The 20,218-nt window shown below is 74.7% G+C and carries 17 protein-coding genes; 7 read left to right on the forward strand and 10 right to left on the reverse strand.

From position 1 onward, the window contains the following. Positions 1-28 precede the first annotated feature (28 nt). A complete protein-coding gene (locus tag ACFVYI_RS32355; protein WP_387892179.1) occupies positions 29-1,306 on the forward strand; it encodes a PucR family transcriptional regulator in 1,278 nt (425 codons plus the stop codon). A gap of 119 nt (positions 1,307-1,425) precedes the next feature. Here ACFVYI_RS32355 and ACFVYI_RS32360 read toward each other — a convergent pair whose 3' ends face one another. Continuing rightward, complete coding sequence (locus tag ACFVYI_RS32360) at positions 1,426-2,184, reverse strand: acyltransferase (RefSeq protein WP_387892181.1); 759 nt, start codon at positions 2,182-2,184, stop codon at positions 1,426-1,428. Positions 2,185-2,304: 120 nt separating this feature from the next. On the opposite strand from ACFVYI_RS32360, the gene ACFVYI_RS32365 reads away from it, so the two are divergent. Beyond that, entirely contained in the window at positions 2,305-3,117 is an 813-nt protein-coding gene (locus ACFVYI_RS32365; RefSeq protein ID WP_387892183.1) for a maleylpyruvate isomerase N-terminal domain-containing protein, read from the forward strand. 57 nt (positions 3,118-3,174) lie between these two features. Here the strand turns inward: ACFVYI_RS32365 and ACFVYI_RS32370 are convergent, their stop codons facing one another. Continuing rightward, complete coding sequence (locus ACFVYI_RS32370; protein WP_387892185.1) at positions 3,175-3,948, reverse strand: enoyl-CoA hydratase family protein; 774 nt, start codon at positions 3,946-3,948, stop codon at positions 3,175-3,177. 222 nt (positions 3,949-4,170) lie between these two features. On the opposite strand from ACFVYI_RS32370, the gene ACFVYI_RS32375 reads away from it, so the two are divergent. Both ACFVYI_RS32375 and ACFVYI_RS32380 read left to right on the forward strand, forming a co-directional pair. Beyond that, entirely contained in the window at positions 4,171-4,968 is a 798-nt protein-coding gene (locus ACFVYI_RS32375) for an ATP-grasp domain-containing protein (RefSeq protein ID WP_387892186.1), read from the forward strand. A 58-nt stretch (positions 4,969-5,026) separates the two neighbouring features. Beyond that, on the forward strand, positions 5,027-5,443 hold the full coding sequence (locus ACFVYI_RS32380) for a RidA family protein (protein ID WP_387892187.1): 417 nt from the start codon (positions 5,027-5,029) through the stop codon (positions 5,441-5,443). A gap of 37 nt (positions 5,444-5,480) precedes the next feature. Here ACFVYI_RS32380 and ACFVYI_RS32385 read toward each other — a convergent pair whose 3' ends face one another. Beyond that, positions 5,481-6,917 (reverse strand): MFS transporter, encoded by a 1,437-nt coding sequence (locus tag ACFVYI_RS32385; RefSeq protein ID WP_387892189.1) that lies wholly within the window; start codon positions 6,915-6,917, stop codon positions 5,481-5,483. Positions 6,918-6,999: 82 nt separating this feature from the next. Here ACFVYI_RS32385 and ACFVYI_RS32390 point away from each other — a divergent pair, with 82 nt between their 5' ends. Both ACFVYI_RS32390 and ACFVYI_RS32395 read left to right on the forward strand, forming a co-directional pair. After that, positions 7,000-7,992 carry an ArsR/SmtB family transcription factor gene (locus ACFVYI_RS32390; protein ID WP_387892190.1) on the forward strand — a complete coding sequence of 331 codons (993 nt, stop codon included), beginning with the start codon at positions 7,000-7,002 and terminating at the stop codon, positions 7,990-7,992. Positions 7,993-8,186: 194 nt separating this feature from the next. After that, on the forward strand, positions 8,187-10,490 hold the full coding sequence (locus tag ACFVYI_RS32395) for a glycosyl hydrolase family 18 protein (protein ID WP_387892191.1): 2,304 nt from the start codon (positions 8,187-8,189) through the stop codon (positions 10,488-10,490). 222 nt (positions 10,491-10,712) lie between these two features. Here ACFVYI_RS32395 and ACFVYI_RS32400 read toward each other — a convergent pair whose 3' ends face one another. Continuing rightward, complete coding sequence (locus ACFVYI_RS32400) at positions 10,713-11,990, reverse strand: geranylgeranyl reductase family protein (RefSeq protein ID WP_387892193.1); 1,278 nt, start codon at positions 11,988-11,990, stop codon at positions 10,713-10,715. Between the two features lie 171 nt (positions 11,991-12,161). Here ACFVYI_RS32400 and ACFVYI_RS32405 point away from each other — a divergent pair, with 171 nt between their 5' ends. Further along, positions 12,162-13,526: a dipeptidase gene (locus ACFVYI_RS32405; protein WP_387892195.1), complete on the forward strand. Its 1,365-nt coding sequence runs from the start codon at positions 12,162-12,164 to the stop codon at positions 13,524-13,526. A gap of 69 nt (positions 13,527-13,595) precedes the next feature. Here the strand turns inward: ACFVYI_RS32405 and ACFVYI_RS32410 are convergent, their stop codons facing one another. The 6 genes from ACFVYI_RS32410 to ACFVYI_RS32435 form a co-directional block, all read right to left on the reverse strand. After that, a complete protein-coding gene (locus ACFVYI_RS32410; protein WP_387892196.1) occupies positions 13,596-14,405 on the reverse strand; it encodes a DUF4184 family protein in 810 nt (269 codons plus the stop codon). A gap of 27 nt (positions 14,406-14,432) precedes the next feature. Further along, positions 14,433-15,500 carry an NUDIX domain-containing protein gene (locus ACFVYI_RS32415; protein ID WP_387892197.1) on the reverse strand — a complete coding sequence of 356 codons (1,068 nt, stop codon included), beginning with the start codon at positions 15,498-15,500 and terminating at the stop codon, positions 14,433-14,435. Positions 15,501-16,013: 513 nt separating this feature from the next. Beyond that, positions 16,014-16,919, reverse strand: a complete 906-nt coding sequence (locus ACFVYI_RS32420) for a C40 family peptidase (protein WP_387892198.1) — start codon at positions 16,917-16,919, stop codon at positions 16,014-16,016. A gap of 305 nt (positions 16,920-17,224) precedes the next feature. Then, positions 17,225-18,646, reverse strand: a complete 1,422-nt coding sequence (locus ACFVYI_RS32425) for an acyl-CoA synthetase (protein ID WP_387892200.1) — start codon at positions 18,644-18,646, stop codon at positions 17,225-17,227. Positions 18,647-18,859: 213 nt separating this feature from the next. Continuing rightward, positions 18,860-19,822, reverse strand: a complete 963-nt coding sequence (locus ACFVYI_RS32430; protein ID WP_387892201.1) for an electron transfer flavoprotein subunit alpha/FixB family protein — start codon at positions 19,820-19,822, stop codon at positions 18,860-18,862. A gap of 45 nt (positions 19,823-19,867) precedes the next feature. Beyond that, positions 19,868-20,218, reverse strand: a 351-nt coding sequence (locus ACFVYI_RS32435) for an electron transfer flavoprotein subunit beta/FixA family protein (protein WP_387892202.1), incomplete at its 5' end; no start/stop codon positions are given.

The raw sequence follows: 20,218 nt of genomic DNA on the forward strand, positions 1-20,218 counted from the left end.
TGTCCCCCAGACCTGGACGGTGTTTTCTGTGACCGGTCACAATTCACCCGCATGCGCCCCCGGTTGGCGGATCCCGGTGATCGGCGGGGTACCCGCCGACCACCGGCTGCTCGGCGCCGTACCCGAGTTGGTCGAGGCCGTCATCGCCACCCTGCTGGCGCGGGTGCCGACCTACCGCCGGCTGCCGCACGAACAGGTGGCGGGCGAGCTCAGCCAGGTCACCGAACGCCGGATCCGCGCCCTCGCCCAGGCCGTCCGCACCGGACTGCCCGCCGACGAGGACGAGTTCAGCTCCGTCCGCGAGGCCGCCGCCCGGCGCGCCGAGGAGGGGCTGCCGCTGGACGCCGTCCTGCTCGCCCACCACCTCGGGATGGAGGTCTGCTGGGAGCTGGTCACCCGGGACGCCCGCGACGACGACGCCGCCGACCTGCTGATCCTCAACCGACTGCTGCTCGACCAGCTCCGCCAGGCCACCTCCGCCGCCGGGGCCGGCTACGTCGAGGAGCGCCGCACCATGGCCGACGAGCAGCAGGCGGCCCGCCACGCCCTGCTCACCGCACTGCTCGACGGCGCCCCCGCCGAGGAGACCGCCACCAGGGCCGGGATCCGGCTGCCGCCCTGCTACGCCGTCCTGTGTCTCGCCGTCGCCGACCACCCCGACGAACGGTCGCCCGGCATCGACCGGACCGTGGCGGGCCACCGCAAGCTTCGCCGGCTGCGCACCGAACTCGACCACCGCACCCGGCGGTCGGCGCTCTCGGCGCTCTCCTCCTCCGGCGGGCCGGTGCTGATCCCACTGGACCACCGGGCGGACGGCGTCCCGGCCGGCGCGTGGCAGCGCCTCGCGGACACCGTGAACGGCACGGCCCGGGCCGCCGGCGTCCCCGTCCAGGCCGGGGCGGCCGTCGCCGCGCCCGCCGGGGTGGCCGCGGCCGCCGCTCTCGCGGCCGAAGTGCTGGGGGTCGCCCGGGCGTTCGGCCGCCCGCCCGGGCTGCACCGCCTGGACGACGTCCTGTTGGAGTACCAGCTCAGCCGCCCGAGCCAGGCGAGATCCCGACTCGCCTCGCTGCTCGCCCCGCTGGAGGACGGCGGCGAACTGCTCGCCACCCTCCGCACCCACCTGGCCGGCGGCCTCAACCGCCGCCACACGGCCCGCGCCCTGCACCTGCACCCGAACACCGTCGACTACCGGCTGCGCCGGGTGGCCGTTCTCACCGGCCTCGACCCGACCCGTCCGGCCGACCTGCTCCGGATCACCGCCGCCATCGCCGCCCGGGACGCCGAGCGCGCCCAGGAGCCGGCCTGACCGGCCGCGCCCCACAGCTCGCCGCCCCCGCCTGCCTCACCCCGACGCCCGCCTCACGCCCGCGTCGCACTGCGCTGCCGCCGGCACCACCGTCACCCCCGCGCCTCACACCCCGTGCCTCAGACCCCCGTCTCGCCGGGGAGCCGCAGGTCCCAGCCCGCGAGGGCGCGCAGCTGGTCGGCGGTGATGCCGTCGGGGAGCGGACTGGGCGGGTCGGTGCGGAACGGCGGCTGCCAGCCCTCCTCGGCGGTCCAGCGCCGGACGATCTTCGCGGGGGCGCCGGCCACCACACAGTGGGCGGGCACCTCTCCGCGCACCACCGAGCCTGCCGCGACCACCACGTTGCGGCCGAGCCGGGCGCCGGGGAGGATCACCGCGCCGGTGCCGATCCAGCTGCCGGCGCCGATCTCGATCGGCTCGTTGCGCGGCCACTGCTTGCCGATCGGCAGGTCGGTGGCCCGGTACTCGTGCGCCTGGTCCGATATGTAGACGCCGGGACCGGTCCAGACGTCGTCGCCCAGGACGATCGACTGGTGGCCGACGATGTGGCTGTCCCGGCCGATCACGCAGCCGCCGCCGATCCGCACGATCGGCTCCGGCCCGAGGTCGAGGCCGGGCAGGAACCCCGCACTGATGGTGACGCGCTCGCCGATGATCGAGAACGGGCCGATCGTGATCCACTGCTCGTTGAAGATCGCGCCGAGCGGGAAGGTCAGCTTCGTCCCCGCGCCCAGCTCGCCGAACCGGTACGGGCCGGGACTCTCGCTGGACACCGCGCCGACTCGCTGAACCCACGTCCAGCCCCGGTGGACGAGGCGGCCCGCAACGCGTCGGCTGCCGGACCGGACGCCGGAGAGCAGGGAACTGGTGATCGACATGCGGGCCACGCTACCCGTCGCCCCGGCGCCGCCACCGGGGAGGCGGCCAACATCACACCCGCCCCGGGCGCCCTCGGCCGCCGTGTCCGAAACCCGCGAACGGTGCCACACTCGTCGACCATGGAGATCACCGAGCACATCGACGCACTGCGCCGAGAGGGCGCCCTGCTTGCCGACGCCGCCGCCCGCACCGACCTCGCCGCACCGGTCCCCACCTGCCCCGACTGGCGGCTGCGCGACCTCGTGCTGCACACCGGCCAGGTGCACCGCTGGGCCACCGCGTACGTGCGCGACGGACACCGGGCGCCGCTGGACGCCGACGGCGAGCGTGCCGCCTGGGGGCCGGAGCCGTCGGACACGGCCCTGGTCGACTGGTTCCGCGCGGGCCACAGCGCCCTGGTGGAGGCGCTCACGGCGGCGCCGGCCGACCTGGAGTGCTGGAGCTTCCTGCCCGCGCCGACCCCGCAGGCGTTCTGGGCCCGCCGCCAGGCGCACGAGACGGCGGTGCACCGCTTCGACGCCGACGCGGCCGCCGGGGCCGAGGGCCCCCGGGTGGCCACCGGCCTGGCACTGGACGGGATCGACGAACTGCTGCGCGGGTTCATGGCCCGCGGCCGCTCCCGGGTGCGCAGCGAGCGGCCGCGCACCGTCCTGGTCCGGGCCACCGACGCCGCGCCCACCGACGGGCCGGGCGACTGGCTGCTCACCATCAGCCGGGAGCCACTCGCCGTCGTCCGCCGCGGCAGCACGGCCGACGAGGCCGTGGGCCCGGTCGACCTCACGCTCGGCGGCCCGGCCCGCGACCTCTACCTGCTGCTCTGGAACCGCCTGCCGGCGAGCGAGGCCGGACAGGTCGAGCAGGCCGGACAGGTCGAAGTCACCGGTGACCGGGCCCTGCTGGACCTCTGGCGGGAGACGGCCGTCGTCCGCTGAAGCCGAGGCCGATGAAGCCGAGGCCGAGCCGGAGCCGGAGCCCGAGCCCGGACGGCCTCAGCGCGCCCAGGGCGCGGGCCGCTTCTCCAGGAACGCCCGCATGCCCTGCTGCGCCTCGTCCGAACCGAACAGCCGCGCCGAGAGCCGGACCAGCTCGTCCGCGTCCCGTTCGAAGGACCGCACCACCTCGGCGTTGGCCAGCCGCTTGGACTGCGCGAGGCCCTGCGGCGACCCGAGCCGCAGGGCGTCCAGCAGACCCTTCAGCGCGGTGCCGGTGGACTCCGCGGAGTCCGTGGCCTCGGTGATCAGGCCGATCCGGGCGGCCTCGGTGGCGTCGAAGACCTCGCCGGTCAGGTAGTAGCGGGAGGCCGCGCGCGGGTCCAGCTTGGGGCGCAGCGGCAGCGAGATGACGGCGGGTGCCAGACCGAGCCGCACCTCGGTGAACGCGAAGGTGGCGGCCGGGCCGGCCAGCGCGAGGTCGGCCGCGCCGACCAGCCCGAGGCCGCCCGCCCGGACGTGCCCGTCGATCACCGCGATCACCGGCTTCGCGCAGTCCACGATGGCCCGCTGGAGGTCCACCAGGCCGCGCGGGCCGACCGTCGGGTCCGTGCCGGTCGCCTCGGAGAGGTCCGCGCCGGCGCAGAACACCTTGCCGGTGTGGCCGAGCACCACCGCGCGGACGTCCGGGTCGGCCGCGGCGGCGGCCAGGCCGGCGGTCAGCTCGGCCATCAGCCGGGTGGAGAGCGCATTGCGGTTGTGCGGCGAGTCGAGGGTCAGGGTGGTGACGGCATCGGTGGTGGCGACACGGACGAAGGGCACTTCGCGGGTCATCGGTGCGGGCCTGCTTTCCGGCTGAGGGTGGGTCGGATTGCGCGGCGTCCGCCCAGGGTCCGGTCCGGCCGATCGTGCCGGGCAGGACCTTCTCGGACGGCGCCCGGACGACTCTGACATGCCCACCCGCCGCTCGGCCAGAGCCACCCGCCGCGAAACCCGTCACCTCTTCGCCCCGAAAACCGGTGGTCGGCCCGCCGCCCGCCACGGGAGCATCGGGCCATGACCACCGACACCGTCCTGCTGCTCGCACCGCGGATCAACGACACCGGCCTGCAGCTGCGCACCGCCGCCGGCCGCCGCGGCCTGCGCGCGCACACCGCGACGGCCTGGCGCGCCCCGGAGGAGCTGCTCGGCTCGCCGGTGCACCTCTACGGCGGCCCGCTGTTCGCCGACGCGGTCGGCGGCGCGTTCGACCTGGCCCTGCTGGAGCCGCCGGCCGACTGGCCGGCCCGGCTGCCGGCGGAGCTGACCGGCCGCTCGCTCACCCTCACCACCCTGGCCGAGGCCCGCCGGCTGCGCCGCCCGATGTTCCTCAAGCCGCCGGGCGACAAGCTGTTCCCCGCCAAGGTCTACCCGGACGGCTCCGGCCTGCCCGGTCCGGACGCGCTGGACGACGACACCCCGGTGCTGACGAGCGAGGTGGTGCGGTTCCACCGCGAGTACCGGCTGTTCGTCCTGGACGGCGAGGTGCGCACCGCCTCGCGCTACGCGGTCGACGGCGACCTGGACATCGCGCCGCTCGACGAGGACCGCCACCGCGCCGAGGTGACCGCCTTCGCCGCGGACGTGCTGGCCGCCTCGGCCGGGGCGCTGCCGAGCGCCGTCGTGATCGACGTCGGCCCGCTGGACGGCGGTCGCTGGGCGGTGGTGGAGGCCAACTCGGCCTGGGCCAGCGGCGGGTACGCCTGTGACCCGGCGGCGGTGCTGGACGTGGTGCTGCGGGCCGGCGGACCAGCCGCCGACCTCCCGGAGGCGGACCGGCGGTACTGCCGGGAGCTGCCCGAGGTGGTCCGCTGACCTGCGGCGGGGCGAAAGGCGCTGGTGCGGTGATCATCCGTCGGCCACGATGGGACGCATGACCTCCCACGCCCCGCACCTCACCCACATCGCCGAGCCGCCGGGGGTCGCCCCCGCCACCGGCTACACCCAGGTCGTCACCGGCACCGGTCGCCTGGTGGCCGTCTCCGGCCAGGTCGCGTTCGACGAGCAGCGGCAGTTGGTCGGGGTCGGCGACCCGAAGGCGCAGGCTCGGCAGGTGTTCGAGAACCTGAGCCGCTGCCTGGCCGCCGCCGGGGCCGGCTTCGCCGACGTCGTCAAGCTGACCTACTTCGTCACCGACATCGCGTTCATGCCCGCCGTGCGCGAGGCGCGGGACGAGTACTTCGGCGCCACGCCGCTCCCGGCCAGTTCGGCGATGCAGGTCGCCGCGCTGTTCCTGCCCGAGGTGCTGATCGAGATCGAGGCGCTCGCCCTGGTCCCCGCCCGGTCCTGACCGGTACGGCGCCGCGCGGTCCCGGGCCACCGGGCTACTACCCGGTGGCCGTGGCCCGGCCCTGGCGACGGGCCCACCGGACGGCGGGGCCCATGGCCAGCCCGGCCGCGGCGAGCAGCACGCCGAGGGCGACCCAGCCGAACAGACCCCACCCGACGACGGCGGTGCTGACCACGGCCGGCCCGATCATCAGCGAGGCGGCCGACCCGGCGTTGTAGACGCCCTGGTAGGCGCCGTGGTCACGCTCGCCGGCCAGGTCGTAGCTGAGTGCCCACCCGCCGGCCTGGCTCAGCACCTCGCCGAACGCCTGGAGCGCCACCCCGACGAGCACCACCACGGCGGCGACGGCGGCGGGCAGGCCGTGGGCGAGGGCGAGCACCAGGCAGGAGGCGGCGAGGATCAACCCGGCCCGGCCGCAGACCCGGGCGGCCGTGGCCGGATCCTCGGTGCCCCGGGTGGCCCGGACCTGCAGGGTGATCACCAGCAGGGTGTTGACGATCAGGGTGCCGGCCACGGTGATCCGGGGCGCCTCGGTGTGCTGGACGACCCAGAGCGGCACGCCGACCTCCAGCATCGCGAACTGCAGGCAGAGCAGCGCGTTCAGCACCGTCACCACCAGGAAGGGCCCGTCCCGCAGGGCGGGGTTGCGCCGCCGGCCGGGCCGCCCGCCCGGTTCGGCCCCGGCCGGATCGCTCTCCCCGGCTGGCCGTCCCGACACCGACCCTGCCGACGCCGCCGACGCTGTCGACCGAGCCGACGCCGGGACGGCCAGCCGGTGGAAGAGCACCGCGACCACCAGGTAGGAGACGGCGTCGGCCAGGATCGCCGTCAGATAGGCCGGCCGGCTGTCCACCTGGAGCGCGACGGCGCCGAGCGCCGTCCCCAGGCACAGCCCGGCGTTGGTCACCACCCGCAGGTAGGCCCGGCCCGCCACCCGGCGGTCGGCGGGCAGCACCTCGGCGTAGAGCGCGTTGCGCACGGCGGCCGCGCCGCGGTCGACGGCGCTCACCACGCAGGCCAGCGCCAGGAAGGCCGGGTAACTGTGCACCAGGGCGTAGCCGGCGGTGGCCACCGCGTTCACCGCGATCAGCACCACCAGCACCGGCCGCGCTCCCCAGCGGTCGGCGGCCCGCCCGGCCGGCACGCTGGCGACCACTCCGCAGAGACCGGCGGCGGTGAGCCCGAAGCCGAGCTGGGAGGCGCTCAGCCCGAGGACGCGGGTGAAGAAGAGCACGCCGACGGCGAGGGAGAGCCCGCTGCCGACGGTGTTGACGAGGGTGATCCCGGCGAGCCGGCGCACCATCGGGTCGGGGTGCAGCAGCCGCCGGCCCCGGGCCGGACCGTCAGCGGGCAGACCGGCGGGGCCGACCGGGTCGGCGGGGCCGGTGGGGCCGGTGGGGCCGTGCGGATCCGAGGATCCGGGCGGGCCGGCGGCAGGCGAAGGCACGGCGGTTTGCGCCGGTGAGGTGGTCATGTCCACGATCCCACCGCGTTCCCGCCGCCCGCAGTACTGATTTAGGCTCTGCCTCAAAGCAGCTGGGCAGGTGGGGGAAGAAATGCACCGATTCAGGCTGGACCTCGCCGATCTCGCCACCACCTGGTTCGCCTGCTCGCCGATCCAGGAGGCCGCGCTCAGCCTGCGGATGTGGACCCACCCGGGCGTCTACCCGCTGCAGTCCGCCGCCTTCGAGCGGCTGCGCCCGAGCTTCGAGCGGCTGGACTCCTCGCTGCTGCTCTCGCTGGTCGCCGCCAACCGGTGGATCCCCGACTTCCTGACGCCCCGCCCGTCCGGCCCCGTGCCCGACTTCCGTGCCGAGCTGGCCGTGGTCCGGGCGCTGCCACCGGAGCAGCTGCGCCCCGAGCTGGAGCAGACCTTCCTGCCGCACGGCCGGCCGCTGCCCGCCCCGTTGGCGGCCGGACTCGCCGATCCGGCCCGGTTGCTGGCCCGGATCGCCGACGCGCTGGAGGAGTACTGGGAGGTCTGCCTGGCCCCCGGCTGGTGGCCGCAGGCCCGTACCGCCCTGGAGGCGGACCTCGTGTACCGGGCGCGGGTGCTGGCCCAGCAGGGCGCCGCGGCGCTCTTCGCCGATCTGGACCACCGGCTGCACTGGGCGGACGGCCTGCTCTCGATCAACCGCCGCTGGACGGACTGGGACGGCGAGATCACCGTGGACGGCCGCGGGCTGGTCCTGGTCCCGACGTTCTTCGCCCGCGGCGCGATCACGATGATCAGCCACGACCGGCCACCGCAGATCAGTTACCCGGCGCGCGGCCGGGCGGGGATGGCCGGGCCGGCCGCACCGGTCACCCCGCGCGCCCTGGAGCTGCTGCTCGGCGCACCGAAGGCCCGGCTGCTGGCGCTGCTCGCCGAACCGGCCTCCACCACCGACCTGGCCTACCGCCTGGGCGTCACCCCGGGCGCCGTCAGCCAGCACCTGGCGGTGCTGCACCGGACCGGCCTGGTCACCCGGGCCCGGCACGGCCGTTCGGTGCTCTACCACCGCAGCCCGCTCGGCGACGAGCTGACCGGTGGTCCGCGCCGGGGGTAGCGGCACCCCGGGACGGTCACGCCGTCAACTCCCAATTGGTACAGACCTGTTGACGCATTGGTCCAGTCCTCCTACAGTGCCCCATGCCCCGTCTCCCCACGGCGCGGGCACCGATCGGCCACGCACCACGGGCCAGGCACCACCCGTACGGTTCTACGTCACCCTGTCCAACCCCCACAGTCACAGGGAGAACCATGTCCGCTCGACCCCGGGCCCGACGCCCGCGAGCGCGCAGCAGACTGCTGACGCTGCTCTCCGCCCTGCTCCTGCCGCTGGCCGCGCTCACCGCGCTGGCCACCCCGGCGAACGCGGCCGGCAAGCTGACCGCCACCTTCACCACCGCCGACAACGGCTCCTGGTGGAAGGGCACCTACATCGTCCACAACGACAACGCCGCCGCCGTCTCCGGCTGGACGCTGGAGTTCGACCTGCCGGCCGGCGTGACCGTCCAGAGCAGTTACAACGGCACCGCGACGACCACCGGCCGGCACGTCACCGCCACCAACGCCTTCTACAACGCGAGCGTCCCCGCACACGGCACCACCGAGCCCTACAGCTTCTGGCTCGTCGCCAACGGTCCGATCACCGCCCCGACCGGCTGCCGGATCAACGGCTACAAGTGCGACGGGAGTTCGGACGTCCTGCCGTCCGCACCCGGCACCCCGGCGGTCACCGAGTCGACCGCGCACAGCCTGGCGCTGAAGTGGCCGGCCGCCACCGGCGGAGACTTCCCGGTCGCCTCCTACGACGTACTGAACGGCACCACCGTGCTGGCCACGAGCACCACCACCGACACCGTGGTCACCGGGCTGGCCCCGGCCACCTCGTACACCCTGGCCGTGCGTGCGAAGGACACCCGGGGCAACACCGGCCCGCTGAGCGCGCCCGTCACGGCCACCACCTTCGACCCGGCGACCGACCCCGTCCCGCCCACCGCGCCCAGCAACCTGCGCGCCACGGCGGTGACGTCCACTGACGTGACCCTGGCCTGGAACGCCGCCACCGACAACCTGCGGGTGGCCGCGTACGACGTCTACCAGGGCACCGCGCTGGTCCGGACGGTGACCGGCTCCACCCTGACCACCACCGTCAACGGGCTCTCGCCGTCGACGGGTTACACCTTCACCGTGAAGGCCCGGGACGGCGCCGACAACACCTCGCCCGCCTCCGCGCCGCTCGCCGTCACCACCTCGGACCTGGTCGGAGCCGGAAAGTACGCCCGGGTCGGCTACTTCACCCAGTGGGGCATCTACGGCCGCCAGTACTTCGTCAAGAACCTCGACACCTCGGGCAGCGCGGCCAAGCTCGACGTCATCAACTACGCCTTCGAGAACATCGATCCGGTCAATCTGACCTGCCTGGCGGGCGTGACCAAGGGCACCACCGCCAACCCGCAGGACCCGGACCAGGGCACCGGCGCGGGCGACGCCGACGCCGACTACGCCCGCCCGATGAGCGCGGCGCAGTCCGTGGACGGGGTGGCCGACGACGGCTGGGGCAAACTGCGCGGCAACTTCAACCAGTTGAAGAAGCTCAAGGCCAAGTACCCCAACCTGAAGGTGGTCGTCTCGCTCGGCGGCTGGACGTACTCCAAGTACTTCTCGGACGCGGCCGCCACCGAAGCCTCCCGGCAGAAGTTCGTCAAGTCCTGCGTCGACGTCTGGATCAAGGGCAACCTGCCGCTCTACAACGGCGCCGGCGGTGACGGCGTGGCGGCCGGCATCTTCGACGGCATCGACCTCGACTGGGAGTGGCCGGGCTCCGCCGACGGCCACGCCGGCAACCACTACAGCGCCGACGACAAGGGCAACCTGACCCTGCTGCTCGCCGAGTTCCGCAAGCAGCTCGACGCGCTCGGCGGCTCCCACAAGCTGCTGACCGCCTTCACCCCGGCCGACCCGGTCAAGATCAACCAGGGCTGGGACCTCTCGAAGATCTTCAACTACCTCGACATCGCCAACGTCCAGGGCTACGACTTCCACGGCGCCGGCAGCGACAACTCGTGGGAGCCCAACCGGGCCGGCCACCAGGCCAACCTCTACGCCGACGGCCAGGACCCGTACCCCTTCCACTTCAGCGTGGACGCGGCGGTCCAGGCCTACCTCTCCGCCGGGGTCAACCCGCGCAAGCTCACCATCGGCTTCCCGTTCTACGGGCGCGGCTGGCAGGGCGTGGCGGACGGCGGCGCGGCGGGCGAGTGGCAGAGCGCGACCGGGGCGGCGCCCGGCCAGTTCGCCGAGGAGGCCGGCACCCGCGGGTACAACAACCTGATCACCACCTTCCCCAACCTCACCGTCCACCACGACACCCAGTCCATCGCCACCTACGGCTACACCGGTGCGGGCGGGCAGTGGTGGACCTTCGACGACGCCTGGTCGATCGGCCAGAAGACGACCTACCTGAAGTCGAAGAACCTGCTCGGCGCCATGATCTGGGAGATGACCGGCGACACCCCGAACGGCGCCCTCATGACGGCGCTCGACACGGGGCTGAAGTGAGCGCCGGGCTGCAGTGAGCGCCGGACCGAAGGAAGCGCCGGACCGAAGGAAGCGCCGCTGACGTGAGCGTCGGGCCGGAGCGGGCCCGGGGCCGACACGAGCCCGGGGCCGAGGTCGCCTCCGGGCCGGCGTGACCCACCGGGCCGACACGACCACCGGCCCCGTCCGACCGAGGGGGCTCCCGCGGACCGACCGACGGCCGCCCGCGGGAGCCCCCGCCCGCTACCGCGAGGCGAGCGAGGTCAGCTTCCGGGCCGCCCGGTACTGGCGCAGCACCTGGGCGAAGGTGGTGTGGCCCTGGGTGGTCCGGGCGAACGCCCGCCAGGCCGGGGCGACCAGGCAGACCGCCGCGTGGAACAGGTACGGGCGGCGCTCGAAGGCGGCCAGCATCAGCTTGCCGGCCCGCATCTCCACGCCCAGTCCGGCCTTGATGGCGAACGCGTAGTTCAGCGCCTCGCGGCGGACCTCGGCCGCGTTGCCCGCCTCGGCCACCTTGACCGCCCACTCCCCGGCCAGCCGGCCCGAGCGCAGCGCGTACGAGATGCCCTCGCGGGTCCACGGCTCCAGCAGGCCGGCCGCGTCGCCGGCGACCAGCACCCGGCCGCGCGAGAGCGGCGAGTCCTCGGCCCGGCAGCGGGTCAGGTGCCCGGACTCCACGCTCGGCGGGAAGCCCGCCAGCCCGAGCCGCCGGATGTAGTCGGCCAGGTACTGCTTGGTCCGCTCACCGTCGCCGCGCGCCGAGATGACGCCGACGGTCAGGCTGTTCGACTCCGTCTTCGGGAACACCCAGCCGTAACTGCCGGGCAGCGGACCCCAGTCGAGGTGGATCCGGCCGGCCCAGTCCGCCACGACCTCCGCCGGGACGGGGATCTCCGCCTCCAGACCGAGGTCGATCTGGTCGAAGGAGACGCCGACGTGCCGGCCGATCCGGCTGGCGCTGCCGTCCGCGCCGACCACCGCCCGTGCTTCGAACGTGCGCCCGTCGGCGGCGGTGACGACGGCCGTACGGTGCTCGCCGCCACGCTGCTCGACCCCGGTGACGGTCACTCCGGTGACCAGCACCGCCCCCGCCTGCTTGGCCGCCTGCACCAGACGCAGGTCGAACTCGTCACGGTTGACCAGCCCGAACAGCATCCGCTTCGAGCGCCGCGTCCGGGTGAACCGGCCGCCGTACGCGAAGGTGACGGCGTGCACCCTGTCCTGCAGCGGCAGCCGGAAGCCCGGCGGCAGGCTGTCCCGGGAGGGGCCGATGATGCCACCGCCACAGGTCTTGTACCGGGGGTGCTCGGCCTTGTCGAGCAGCAGCACGCGGCGGCCCTGGGCGGCGGCGGCCTGCGCGGCCGAGGCCCCGGCCGGTCCGGCGCCGACCACGACGACGTCCCAGACGCCGTCGAGCGGGTCGGGCCCGTCCAGCGGCGGAGCGGGCTGCGGCTCGGACGGCTGTCCGGGCGCCTCGGCGTCGAGCGGGCTACGGGAATCGGAGCTTCCGGAGTCAGTCACGTCGAGCAATCCTATGCGCCCTCCGGAGCCGTCGTCCGTCGCGCCGCCCCGAACGCCCGCACGACTCTCCGGACCGCCCGTTCGATTCGGCCTATGATCGACATATCCCCCTGTCAGCACCGTCCGCCCGGACCACCTCCAGGCCGGACCGACCACCTCCGGAGCACCCCGATGCCGCAGCAGCCCCTGGCCGACGCCGTCCGGTCCCTGATGGACCGTGCCCGCACCGATCTCGCCGAACTGGTCGCCTTCCGCTCGGTCGCCGACCCGCGCCAGTTCCCGGTCGAGGAGTGCCACGGCGCCGCCCGGTGGACCGCCGACGCCTTCGCCGCCGAGGGTCTGACGAACGTGCAGCTGCTCGACACCCCCGACGGCACCCAGGCCGTCTACGCCGAACTGCCCGGCCCCGAGGGCGCGCCGACCGTGCTGCTCTACTCCCACTACGACGTGCAGCCCCCGCTCGACGAGGACGCCTGGCTGAGCCCGGCCTTCGAGCTGACCGAGCGCGACGGCCGCTGGTACGGGCGCGGCGCGGCCGACTGCAAGGGCAACATCCTGATGCACCTGACGGCCCTGCGGGCGCTGCGCCAGGTGGACGGCGGCTACCCGGTCGGGCTGAAGATCATCGTCGAGGGTTCGGAGGAGCAGGGCACCGGCGGCCTGGAGCAGTACGCCCAGGCGCACCCCGAGCTGCTCGCCGCCGACGCCATCGTCATCGGCGACACCGGCAACTTCACCGCCGGCCTGCCCACCGTCACGGCCACGCTGCGCGGTATGACGATGGTCGAGGTCTCGCTCACCACGCTGGCCGGCAACCTGCACTCGGGCGCCTTCGGCGGCGCCGCCCCGGACGCCCTGCAGGGCCTGGTCCGGATGCTGGCCTCGCTGCACGACGAGCACGGCGACGTCGCGGTGGCCGGTCTGGCCAGCGACCAGACCTGGCCCGGCGTGCAGTACTCCGAGGAGCAGTTCCGCGCCGACGCCAAGGTGCTGGACGGCGTGGCGCTGACCGGCACCGGCACCGTCGCGGACCGGCTCTGGGCCCGCCCGGCCGTCACCGTCCACGGCATCGACGCCCCGCCGGTGATCGGCGCCACCTCCTCCGTCCAGGCCGCCGCCAAGGCGCTGGTCAGCCTGCGGGTCCCGCCGGGCGGCGATGCCGCCGCCGCCCAGGAGGCGCTGATCGCCCACCTGGAGGCGCAGGCACCGGCCGGCGCCCTGGTCCGGATCGAACGGCAGGGCGTCGGCGCGCCGTTCCAGGCGGACACCTCCGGCCCGGCGTACGAGGCGATGGGCGCGGCGATGGCCGAGGCCTTCGGCACGCCGATGGTCGCCTCCGGCGAGGGCGGCTCGATCCCGCTCTGCAGCACCCTGCAGTCGCTCTACCCGCAGGCCGAGATCGTGCTGATCGGCGTCGAGGAGCCGACCACCCAGATCCACGCGGTCAACGAGAGCGTCGACCCGCTGGAGCTGGAGCGGATGGCCCTGACCGAGGCCCTCTTCCTCCGGCGCTACGCCGAGTTGCGCTCCGCCTGAGCCGGCCGGCTCGACCGGGGCCACCGGCCCGGTGCCGCGCTCCCGGTGTGACGGCCGTCGGTACCGCCGTCACACCGGGAGCCGCTCGGCCGACCGCTCCAAAGCGTTCGCCCGGCGCCCGCGCCGGCCGGCCACCCGCGCCGCGGCCGCGTGCACCAGCGCGTACCCGACGGCGCCGACCGCGAGGCCCGCGCCCGCCCCGAAGCAGAACTCCGGGATCAGGTTGCGCCGCAGCGGCACGAGCCGGTGCGCCACCCCGGCCGCCGTCGCCGCGCCGAGCGCCGCCACGGCGACCCGCCGGGCCCCGGCCGGGAGCGCCGCGGCCGGCCGGACCGGCTCCACCGTGCGGGCCGCCCGCGCCAGGTGCCCGGCCAGCGCCGCCAGTGCCAGCGCCGAACTGCCGTACTGCAGCACGGTGTACAGCGGCAGCCCGGCGATCGTCCGGTCCAGCACCGGCACCAGGGTGACGCCCAACCGGCCCTCGTGGGTGAAGGCGTCCCAGCCGACATGGGTGGCCGCGCCCAGCGCCGCCGAGCCGGCGAACCAGGCCGCGCTCGCGCCACCGCCCCGCCGGACCGTCAGAGCGTGCGCCGCGCCGGCCCACCGCTCGGGGAGCAGGGCCAGCAAGGGCGCGCGCAGCAACCCGTGCCACCCGGCGACCAGCACGCCCGCGATCGCCACGTCCACGGTGGGCACCGCCCACCAACGGTGGGTCGTGCCGCCCTGCCCGTAGACGCCGGGCAGCAGCGACTCCAGGAAGAACGGCACATCGGGCGCCATCGACCCGGCGACCAGCGCCGAGGCGACCAGCGGCCCGCGCGCCCCCGCCGCACGCAGCAGGGGCAGGACGGCGGCCGGATGGCTCAGTGTGAACGGCATGCCCTCATCCTGCCGCCCCCGGACCGGCTACGCCGCGTCGGCCGCCCGGGCCAGGCCCAGCCCGGCCCGCCGCCCGGCCTCCAGGTAGCGCAGCTCGCCGCTGCGGCGGGCGTCCAGCGCGGCGGCGAGCCGCCGGTACCGGCCCGGGGGCAGCAGGCCGGCGGCCTCGTCCAGGCTGACGAAGCGCCAGCCGCGCAGCTCCTCCTGCTGGAGCAGCAGGCCCTGCCGGGCGGCGGCGTCCAGCAGGCCGCCGTCGTAGACCAGCCGCAGGCCGCCGCGGCGCGGGCCGGTGCGCGGCTCCCAGTCGACGGCGAGCAGGCGCAGCGCGCCCGGGTCGAGCCGCAGACCGAGCTCCTCGGCGGTCTCCCGCAGGGCCGCGTCGGTCGGCGCCTCGCCGCGTTCGACCACCCCGCCGGGGAACTCCCAGTCCGGCTTGTAGACCGGATCGACGAGCAGGACCCGGTCCTGCTCGTCGAAGAACAGGACGGCGGAGGCCACCGTGTCCCCGGTCGGGTCCGGGGTCTGGACGATCGGGCAGCGGGCCGAGCCCTCCCGGATGAGCTGGGCGAGCCGGACGGCGGTCTCCCGCGGGGTCAGCTCGCCGTTGTCGACCATCCGGGCGTCCTCGATGAGCCATCTGCGGGCGGCCCGGTAGCGCGGCAGGTGCTCCAGGCACCACTGCCGGACGCGCGCGCTGCGCTCGGGATCGCCCGGGCACTCGTCCCGCTGAGCGATGCGCGCTCGCAGGATCGTTTCTTCGGGGTCCAGGACGAGGTGATGCACCGTGATGCCGTTCGAGGCGAGCGATCCGAATATCTCGTCCCGGTAGTCCTCCCGGAGCAGCGTCATCGGGACCACCAGCGGACCCGACACCTCACCGAGCAGAGCGGCGGCCGTCTCGGGGACGAGCCGGCGCCAGGCCGGGAGGTCCTGGAAGTCGGACACCGCGGCCAGCCGGTCGGCGGGCAGGAGGTTCCGCAGCCCGAACCCGACCAGCTCGGGGTCGAACAGCGTGCTCCCCGGCAGCAGCTCCACCAGCTCACGGCAGGCAGTCGTCTTGCCCGCCCCGAATGTGCCATTGACCCAGACGATCACAACGTCCCCTGCCCCTCGACTTCCCCCGATGCCGTTCGCACCGGGCAGCGCCCCCGTCAGCCGAACCAGCGCCACCCGAGGTGGTACCCCCGCCGCGCCGGTCCCCATACCTCCGTAACCGGCCCGGCAGCCGAAGCCGGCCACGCCCTGTGACAGGGGCATGTGCCCAGGCCAGGCACCTCGCACCACGGTACGCGCGCCCGTCCGGCCGCCGGTCCGCGCGCCCCTGATCACCGGCGGCCACCCACCTTACGCGCGCCCCCTTCCACACCTCCCGCGCCCCCACCCGCCCCAGGGCTCCCAGGCCCCGAGAAAGCGACAAAGTGCCAAATCCCCGAAGCGCCGAAGCGCTGAGCTGACGAACCGCCGAAGCGCCGGAGCGCCGAATCTCCGAAGCACCCCTCCCCCGAGCGCCCCACCCCTGGGCGCCCCGACATCCCGAACGCCCGGCCGGTCGGGCGGCGGGAGGGCCGCCGTCCGACCGACCGGGCGTCATCCCGGCACGCGCAGGCCTCAGGGGCGGCCCATGTGCGTCGGGTAGTAGCCGCTGCTGATCCGCGAGATGCGGATGTTGGTCCCGGGCCGGGCGGCCTCCACGTACTGGTTGTTGCCCAGGTAGATCGCCACGTGGTGGATGCCCCGGGCACTGCCGTCGTCCGACCAGAAGAGCAGGTCACCGCGCTGGAGCTCGCTGGCGCGGACCGGCGTGGTCGCCGCGTACTGGTCGTTGGCCACCCGCGGCAGGTCGATGCCGCCGCGCCGGAACGACTGCTGCACCAGGCCCGAGCAGTCGTACCCGTCCGGCCCGTTGCCGGCCGTCCGGAACGGCTTGCCGAGCTGGGCGAGCGCGAACTGCACCGCCGTCTCGACGTCCCCGTCGGCCGCCGCCGAGGCGGAGCCGGTGGCCGACCCGGCCGAGCCCGAGGACGAATCGGAGGACGAACCGGAGGAGGAGCCGCCACCCGTCCGGTCCAGGTAGACGTCGTAGTGGGTGGTCCAGCGCCACTGGCCCTGGCTGTTCCTGAACCAGTACCGCGAACCGTCCCAGCCCTGCGTGATCCCCCCCGACGAGGAGGACGGGGCCGCCGGGGCGGCGGTGGCGGAGCCGCTCCCGGTCCGGGCCTGGTAGACGTCGTAGTGGGTGGTCCAGCGCCATTGACCCTGGCTGTTCTTGAACCAGTACCGCGAACCGTCCCAGCCCGCGTGGGCCGGCGCCGGCTCGGCGGCCGCGCTGCTCACGCCGGTGCCGAGGCCGATCACGCCGACGCCGGCCGCGATCACGGCCACCATGCCTATCCCCCGGCGGACCCGTGCCGCCCGGGAGGGTCGGGCGGCACGCGCCGGCCCGTCGGTGGTGGCGGCGGTCTGCCCGGTCGGGTCGTCGGCGGCACCCGGTGCGCCGGTGTTGACGGTCGTCATCCTGCTGTCTTCCTTTGCTGAACGCGGCTCAGCTCTGCTCAGCACTGCTGACACTGCTGAACCGCGGCTGAACACTGAACGGGGAGGGCAGAGGGATTTCCCGCCGACATGACGCGGCTTCCGGTCCTGCGACCGGAAGCCGCGGCGTGTCGCCCTGGGATTCAGTTCTGCCTGCGTGTCACGTTAGGCACGCGGCCGCTCACAGCGCGCAGTGGAGTGCGCCAAAGGAAGGGTTCACGGAAGGTGAGGAGAAGGGGCGGGGTGACGGTCGGGGAGATGAGCGACCGTCACCGGACGACCTCCCGTCACCCGAGTGCCGACTCCGCCAGCAGCTGCTTCTTCAACACCTTTCCCATGGCGTTCCTGGGCAGTTCGGACACCAGCACCACCCGCCGGGGCCGCTTGTGCACCGAGAGCCGCTCCGCGACGAACGCCGCCAGCTGGTCCCCCGTCACCGCGCCGTCCGGGATGACGTAGGCGACGACCGCCTGCCCGAGGTCCTCGTCGGGCGCACCCACCACGGCGGCGTCCGCGACCGCCGGATGGTCGCGCAGGGCCGCCTCCACCTCGCCCGCGCCGATCCGGTAGCCGCCGCTCTTGATGAGGTCCACCGAGGCACGGCCGACGATCCGGTGGAAGCCGTCCTCGCCGATCACGGCGACGTCCCCGGTCCGGAACCAGCCGTCCGCCGTCCAGGCCTCGCCGTTGGCGTCCGGCCGGTTGAGGTACCCGGTGAACAGGGTCGGCCCGGCGACCTGCAGCTCGCCGACGCTCTCCCCGTCCTGGGGGACGGGCTCGCCGTCCTCGCCCACCAGCCTGGTCCGCACGCCCGTCAGCGGCAGCCCGACGCTGCCGGGGCGGCGCTCGCCGTCCGCCCGGGTCGAGACGGTGATCAGCGACTCGGTCATGCCGTACCGCTCGATCGGGGCGTGCCCGGTCAGCGCCGCCAGCTTCTCGAAGACCGGCACCGGCAGCGGCGCGCTGCCGGAGACCAGCAGCCGGGCGGAGGCGAGCCGCCCGGCCGCCTCCGGGTCGGCCGCCAGCCGGGACCAGACCGTCGGCACGCCGAAGTACAGGCTGGCGCCGGCTGCCGCGTAGCCGGCCGGCGTGGGACGCCCGGTGTGCACCAGCCTGCTGCCGGTCCGCAGGGCGCCGAGCACGCCGAGCACCAGACCGTGGACGTGGAAGAGCGGCAGGCCGTGGGCCAGGGTGTCCTCGGCGGTCCACCGCCAGGCCTCGGCCAGGGCGTCCAGGTCGGCGGCGACGGCGGAGCGGTGGAGCATCGCCCCCTTCGGGGCGCCGGTGGTCCCCGAGGTGTAGAGCACGAACGCGGTGGCGTCCGGCGCGGGCTCGGCGTAGCTGGTGGAGGACCGCTCCGTCAGGTCGACGGGCAGCGCCGTCACCCCGGTGTCCTGCGGCGCCGCCTCCCCGGCGGCGTGCGCGAGCAGCGCGGCACCCGAGTCGCGCAGGATGTGCGCACGCTCCTTGGGCCCGGAGTCGGGCGGCAGCGGCACCACGGGCACACCGGCCAGCAGTCCGCCGACCACGGCGGCGACGGTTTCGGCGGTGGGCCGGGCGAGCACCGCCAGCGCGGGCGCGCCGGCCGCCCGGTCGGCCACCGCGGTCGCCGCGCCGAGCAGCTGCTCGCGGGAGAGCTCCCGCCCGTCGATCCGCAGCGCGTCTCCGCAGTCGCCGAAGTCGCCCTGAAGTGCCGTCAAGAGTGTCATGCGTCTGCCCTCGCCCTTGGTCGCGGTGTGGCGCCCTGTCACCGCCGGCCGTGTCGCCGCCGGTCCGGCGTCCGACTCTACGGGCCCCGCTCCGGACACCCGCAAAGCGCGGGCAGGCCCACCGCCGCGCCCGGGGCCCGCGCCGGCGAAAGCCGCAGGGCGCGCCCGGGATGGCTCCCGGGCGCGCCCTGCGTACGGTCCGACCGCGTCCGGTCAGCCCTTGCGGGCCTGGACCTCGCCGGTGAGCTGCGGCAGCACGGCGAAGAGGTCGCCGACCACGCCGTAGTCGACCAGCTCGAAGATCGGGGCCTCGGCGTCCTTGTTGACGGCCACGATGGTCTTCGAGGTCTGCATGCCGGCCCGGTGCTGGATCGCACCGGAGATCCCCGCCGCGATGTAGAGCTGCGGGGAGACCTGCTTGCCGGTCTGGCCGACCTGGTTGCTGTGCGGGTACCAGCCGGCGTCGACGGCGGCGCGCGAGGCACCGACGGCCGCGCCCAGCGCGTCGGCCAGCTCCTCGACCACGCCGAAGCCCTCGGCGGCACCGACGCCGCGGCCGCCGGAGACCACGATCGCGGCCTCGGTCAGCTCGGGGCGCCCGGAGGAGACCCGCGGGGTGCGCGAGGTGACCTTGGCGGCGTTGCCGGTGAAGGCGACGGTGACGTTCTCCACCGCGCCCGCGGCCGGAGCGGCCTCGGGGGCCACCGCGTTCGGCTTCACCGTGATGACCGGGGCGCCGTGCGACACCTTGGACTTCACCTGGAAGGACGCGGCGAACACCGACTGGGTGGCGACCGGACCGTCGGCGCCGGCCTCCAGGTCGACGGCGTCGGTGATGATGCCGGAGCCGATCCGCAGCGCGACGCGCGCGGCGACCTCCTTGCCCTCACCGGAGGAGGTGACCAGCACGGCCGCCGCCTCCGACGCCTTCGCGATCTGGGCCAGCGCGTCGACCTTGGGGACGACCAGCTGGTCGGCGAACTCCGCGCCGTCCGCGACGTACACCTTCACCGCACCGAACTCGCCGGCCTTGGCGGCGATGTCGGCCGCGGCCGCACCGGCACCCAGGACGACCGCCGACGGCTCACCGATCCGGCGGGCCAGGGTCAGCAGTTCGAGGGCCGGCTTGCGGACCACACCGTCGGCGTGGTCCACGAGAACCAGGATCTCAGCCATGATTCGTTGCTCCTGATCGATCGTTGGAAGCGCAAACAGAGTGGATTAGATGAACTTCTGCTCGGCGAGGAACGCGGCGAGCTGCTTGCCGCCCTCACCCTCGTCCTTGACGACCGTGCCCGCCGTCCGCGCCGGACGCGCCGTCACCGACTCCACCGCCGTCCACGCACCCGCCAGACCGACCTCGCCGGCCTCGATCCCCAGGTCGTCCAGGTCGAACGACTGAACCGGCTTCTTCTTCGCCGCCATGATGCCCTTGAACGACGGGTACCGCGCCTCACCCGACTGGTCCGTCACCGATACCACCGCCGGCAGCGCCGCCTCCACCAGCTCCGTCGCCGCGTCCCCGTCACGACGGCCCTTCACCACACCGCCCTCGACCGACACCTCCGACAG

Source organism: Kitasatospora sp. NPDC058218, from assembly GCF_042882445.1.
In the GTDB taxonomy this organism is placed as follows: domain Bacteria; phylum Actinomycetota; class Actinomycetes; order Streptomycetales; family Streptomycetaceae; genus Kitasatospora.

Excerpts from the sequence above, each read along its gene's own strand:
- ACFVYI_RS32395 (WP_387892191.1), top strand. The coding sequence starts at position 8,187 with ATGTCCGCTCGACCCCGGGCCCGACGCCCGCGAGCGCGCAGCAGACTG.
- ACFVYI_RS32420 (WP_387892198.1), bottom strand. The coding sequence starts at position 16,919 with ATGACGACCGTCAACACCGGCGCACCGGGTGCCGCCGACGACCCGACC.
- ACFVYI_RS32425 (WP_387892200.1), bottom strand. The coding sequence starts at position 18,646 with ATGACACTCTTGACGGCACTTCAGGGCGACTTCGGCGACTGCGGAGAC.
- ACFVYI_RS32380 (WP_387892187.1), top strand. The coding sequence starts at position 5,027 with ATGACCTCCCACGCCCCGCACCTCACCCACATCGCCGAGCCGCCGGGG.
- ACFVYI_RS32385 (WP_387892189.1), bottom strand. The coding sequence starts at position 6,917 with ATGACCACCTCACCGGCGCAAACCGCCGTGCCTTCGCCTGCCGCCGGC.
- ACFVYI_RS32375 (WP_387892186.1), top strand. The coding sequence starts at position 4,171 with ATGACCACCGACACCGTCCTGCTGCTCGCACCGCGGATCAACGACACC.
- ACFVYI_RS32405 (WP_387892195.1), top strand. The coding sequence starts at position 12,162 with ATGCCGCAGCAGCCCCTGGCCGACGCCGTCCGGTCCCTGATGGACCGT.
- ACFVYI_RS32370 (WP_387892185.1), bottom strand. The coding sequence starts at position 3,948 with ATGACCCGCGAAGTGCCCTTCGTCCGTGTCGCCACCACCGATGCCGTC.
- ACFVYI_RS32360 (WP_387892181.1), bottom strand. The coding sequence starts at position 2,184 with ATGTCGATCACCAGTTCCCTGCTCTCCGGCGTCCGGTCCGGCAGCCGA.
- ACFVYI_RS32390 (WP_387892190.1), top strand. The coding sequence starts at position 7,000 with ATGCACCGATTCAGGCTGGACCTCGCCGATCTCGCCACCACCTGGTTC.
- ACFVYI_RS32410 (WP_387892196.1), bottom strand. The coding sequence starts at position 14,405 with ATGCCGTTCACACTGAGCCATCCGGCCGCCGTCCTGCCCCTGCTGCGT.
- ACFVYI_RS32365 (WP_387892183.1), top strand. The coding sequence starts at position 2,305 with ATGGAGATCACCGAGCACATCGACGCACTGCGCCGAGAGGGCGCCCTG.
- ACFVYI_RS32430 (WP_387892201.1), bottom strand. The coding sequence starts at position 19,822 with ATGGCTGAGATCCTGGTTCTCGTGGACCACGCCGACGGTGTGGTCCGC.